Below are 3,483 nucleotides of genomic sequence, written 5' to 3'. Positions count from 1 at the left end.
CAGCTTTCGTGAGAACTATAACATCTATTTACAAGCTAATGCAAGCAAAAATCTGAACATCAATTCAACCAGATCATATCAATGCGTGTTTTTTTGCGACGGTGGCGGTTCAGCCTGTTCACTCGACTCGGAATATACGCCGCTGCATTACTCAACGCAATCGCACTTACCCCTTTTTACTGCAACGGCCGGGACGACCTCAACGTTAACTGATCTGAGAAAACTGAATTTCTCGGGCGCACGTTGGCAAAAACGCCCCATCAAAAACGCCGACCTGAATTGCCAAAATCAGACAATGTGATATAATGACAATGATATTTAACTCAGGTCGCCCCCGATTGCCGTCGGTGGCGTTTTTTTGTGTTCTTATTCAACTGCAGTTAGTATCTCTTATACAGCCCACGGTGACAAGAGGTTGAGGAATTCTGTATTACGGAATACATGTATTAATGTATTCTGTAATACATGTATTAATGTATTACAGAATACATTAATACAAAGAAATAGCTTTAAAAATCCCTTGAACTAGGTAATCATGGATCTCGCGAATTCCACTCCATTCATTATCAAGTAATGTATTATTGTATTCTGTAATACATGTATTACAGAATACAGGTTCAATTTCATCATACAAGCGACGACTATCATTTTAAAGTTTGCACCGTCTCGGACAAAACCGCGTCAAAATCGCTTCTGATAATATCAAAAGGCTGATATTAGTCAGCCTTTGACTGCGCCGTGCGCTCCGGGCTCGGTAGCTTTGATTACGTCGTTGATTGTTCGTAGCACTTGGGCCAGTGTGCCGGTTGCAACTGTCTCGATCCGTTCATAGCGCCGACGGCAGAAATCAAACGTGTCAACCACACCTGACTAAAGTTAGACGTGGTTGACGATATGTATTAGGTATGCTATACAATTGCACAGTTGTACCGTATATGGTACAATAGTTACAAGAAAGAGGGCTGATATTATGGACGCAGTATCTTATAGTGGATTTCGGCGTGAGTTGCGCGGTTACATGCGCAAAATCAATGATGATGCCGAAACTTTGATCGTTACCGCCAAAGACCCTGAAGACACCGTTGTTGTTATGGGCAAGCACGACTATGATTCGATGCAAGAAACCATGCGTATTTTAAGCAACCCGTACTTGATGGAAAAACTTCGTCGAGGGGACGCCCAGATTGCGGCTGGAAAAGCGAAGCAACATGATCTGCTGACGGATTTTGACGATGATTAAGGCGTGGACTGATGATGCGTGGGACGATTATATGTATTGGCATGACCAGCATGACAACCGAATCATCAAACAAATCAACAAACTGATTGCTGACATCAACCGTGACGACCCCTATGAGGGTATTGGTAAGCCGGAGCCGTTGAAGTATGAGCTGACTGGTAAGTGGTCACGCCATATCACTCAAGAGCATCGGTTAGTGTACAGCATCGATCGCGACATACTGTATATCCATTCATGCCGCGATCACTACGAAAAGTGATGCAATTTGCCTAGTCAACTTTGACTGGGCTATTTTTTTGCGGAATGTACTCAGTCCCACTCCCTATCCAGCACCTCCTGATCGCCTAGTACGTCGCTTTGTTTGAGATCAGTGGTCAACCAGTCGCCTTCAAATGGATTGCGGTGTTTCGGGGTAAAAACGATGGTCCCGTCGGCTTTACGTTGCACGTCAAACTCCTGTCCCTCTTCGACGCGAAGTTGCTTTGGCACGGTAAGTGTCACTGAATGTCCTACTGTCCTTGCTTTGACTTTCATTCTGAATCGCCCCTTCCGTATACACCAAGTATACTATGTAGTCTCATTGTCCATTTGGTTCTGGTGCAAAGTTACAGGATTAGCCGAACTTTGATATCATGGAACATTCATTTTAAACCTTGCATTAGATTTTCTCTGAGTTTGGATTATTGAATGTATGTAATATTGTATTATGTAATACAACTAAAAAGATTGAGAATCGCGTGTGCTCAAGGTTCTTACTTAAGTCAAGTTACACAGCATTCATCATCCGATTATGTATTATTGTATTACGTAATACATGTATTATATAATACAATTTCAAAACTAAGTATCCAAACGGTTTGCGACATGTTATAATCTGCTTGTATGTATTACAGAATACACTAACGGAGGTGCTAGTATAATGACTGCTACCGTATTATCCTTTGCGAACTTCAAGGGCGGCGTCGGCAAGACTTCAACAACGGCGCTCGTGGCATGGAACCTTGCACAGTCTGGGCACAAAGTCTGCGTGATTGATTTCGACCCGCAAGCTAACCTCACAGCGCTCATGATCAAAACCTATGCAAGTCTTCATAATGATATGCCCGCAACCATCAAAGCTTCACTAATGACGGCAATCACCGAAGATAAACCACTTAAAGACATCACAATTTCAATCAGTGACAACCTAGACCTTGTACCAAATGCTGTCGATTTCTCCATCTATGGCAACTTTTTAACAACCAAGTATCCGACAGAAAAGGATCAGGTGTCCTCGTTTCGGCCATATGTTGATGCGTTGCGCGACTCCTACGAGTTTATCTTCGTCGATGTCCCGCCTACACTCCAACCAACCAACGATGCCGCATTCTACGCCTGCGATCAGTTGATTGTCGTGCTACAGACACAGGAACGCGCGTTGTCTGGGGCCGAACAGTTTGTAAAATACATGCAATCAGTCATGATTGACCGCTATAATGCACCGCTCGATATTTTGGGCATTCTACCAGTTCTTACTGAACGCCGCGCGCCAGTCGACGAGGCTGTATTGCAGGCAGCCATTGACGAGTTTGGCACTGAGAACATCTTCGAGAACCACGTTCTGATCCAATCACGCGTAAAGCGCTTTGATATGACAGGCATTACGGATAACGCAAAGGATATGTGGGACAAGAAAGCTCACAACGCATACAAGGCTGTCGCCGAAGAAATGATTGCACGTCTGGAGGCGAACTAATCATGGGAATGCTTGAAAAAAAAGCAGCTCATAAAACTGGTAAATCGCTTCTGCGCCACACACCAGGTGGCGTTGAGGTCGAAAACCAGGTTGACCGCGAGTCCATCGTCCGGAGTGTCAAGGAAACAACAGCACCTAAGAAAAAGCCAGCCGAAAAAACGACATCGATTCGGATTTCGGTAACAACACGCAACGCGCTCAATTCGCTGGTTACACTTGGTGAAGCTGAAACAGTGAACGCACTATTAGAAGAATTCATCACCCAGAAACTTGAGTCATTGCGTCCGGATCAACAACGAACTTACGACATCATCAATGGCGTTGCAACCAAGCGCGACAATGTTTAGCTATCGGCCTTTTCAAATGTATTATTGTATTAATGTATTATTGTATTCAATAATACATTAGTTTAAGAGAGGTGGACTTTTACAATGTATATGGCCAATAATTACGAACCAGGAACCAGGAACCAGGAACCAGGAACCAGGAACCAGGAACCAGGAACCAG

6 protein-coding genes are annotated in these 3,483 nt (G+C 44.0%); 5 read left to right on the top strand and 1 reads right to left on the bottom strand.

Annotation, left to right across the window (positions count from 1 at the left end):
• The 3 genes from FD01_RS16535 to FD01_RS04340 all read left to right on the top strand — a co-directional run.
• Nucleotides 1–301: hypothetical protein (locus FD01_RS16535; RefSeq protein WP_235802929.1), on the top strand; the 301-nt coding region annotated here is incomplete at its 5' end.
• Nucleotides 302–970: 669 nt separating this feature from the next.
• Nucleotides 971–1,240: a type II toxin-antitoxin system Phd/YefM family antitoxin gene (locus tag FD01_RS04345; protein ID WP_054719856.1), complete on the top strand. Its 270-nt coding sequence runs from the start codon at nt 971–973 to the stop codon at nt 1,238–1,240.
• The gene (locus FD01_RS04340) at nt 1,233–1,499 is read left to right on the top strand and encodes a Txe/YoeB family addiction module toxin (protein WP_054719853.1); all 267 of its coding nucleotides are present in this window, start codon (nt 1,233–1,235) and stop codon (nt 1,497–1,499) included. Before FD01_RS04345 ends, FD01_RS04340 begins: the two co-directional genes overlap by 8 nt.
• Before the next feature lie 50 nt (nt 1,500–1,549).
• Here the strand turns inward: FD01_RS04340 and mazE are convergent, their stop codons facing one another.
• On the bottom strand, nt 1,550–1,774 hold the full coding sequence (gene mazE / locus FD01_RS04335) for a type II toxin-antitoxin system PemI/MazE family antitoxin (protein ID WP_054719851.1): 225 nt from the start codon (nt 1,772–1,774) through the stop codon (nt 1,550–1,552).
• 385 nt (nt 1,775–2,159) lie between these two features.
• Between mazE and FD01_RS04330 the strand changes: the two genes are divergently transcribed.
• Complete coding sequence (locus FD01_RS04330; protein WP_056962812.1) at nt 2,160–2,975, top strand: ParA family protein; 816 nt, start codon at nt 2,160–2,162, stop codon at nt 2,973–2,975.
• Nucleotides 2,976–2,977: 2 nt separating this feature from the next.
• Nucleotides 2,978–3,322, top strand: coding sequence for a DUF5388 domain-containing protein (locus tag FD01_RS04325; protein WP_056962810.1), 345 nt, complete (start codon nt 2,978–2,980; stop codon nt 3,320–3,322).
• The last annotated feature ends 161 nt before the right edge of the window (nt 3,323–3,483 follow it).

The sequence above is a fragment of the Lacticaseibacillus manihotivorans DSM 13343 = JCM 12514 genome, assembly GCF_001435035.1.
GTDB classification, from domain to species: Bacteria; Bacillota; Bacilli; order Lactobacillales; family Lactobacillaceae; genus Lacticaseibacillus; species Lacticaseibacillus manihotivorans.
This window is presented reverse-complemented; position numbering and strand designations above follow the sequence as displayed.

What these genes read in the sequence shown, in the direction of transcription:
- FD01_RS04330 (WP_056962812.1), top strand. Translation starts at nt 2,160, where the DNA reads ATGACTGCTACCGTATTATCCTTTGCGAACTTCAAGGGCGGCGTCGGC.
- FD01_RS04340 (WP_054719853.1), top strand. Translation starts at nt 1,233, where the DNA reads ATGATTAAGGCGTGGACTGATGATGCGTGGGACGATTATATGTATTGG.
- FD01_RS04345 (WP_054719856.1), top strand. Translation starts at nt 971, where the DNA reads ATGGACGCAGTATCTTATAGTGGATTTCGGCGTGAGTTGCGCGGTTAC.
- FD01_RS04325 (WP_056962810.1), top strand. Translation starts at nt 2,978, where the DNA reads ATGGGAATGCTTGAAAAAAAAGCAGCTCATAAAACTGGTAAATCGCTT.
- mazE (WP_054719851.1), bottom strand. Translation starts at nt 1,774, where the DNA reads ATGAAAGTCAAAGCAAGGACAGTAGGACATTCAGTGACACTTACCGTG.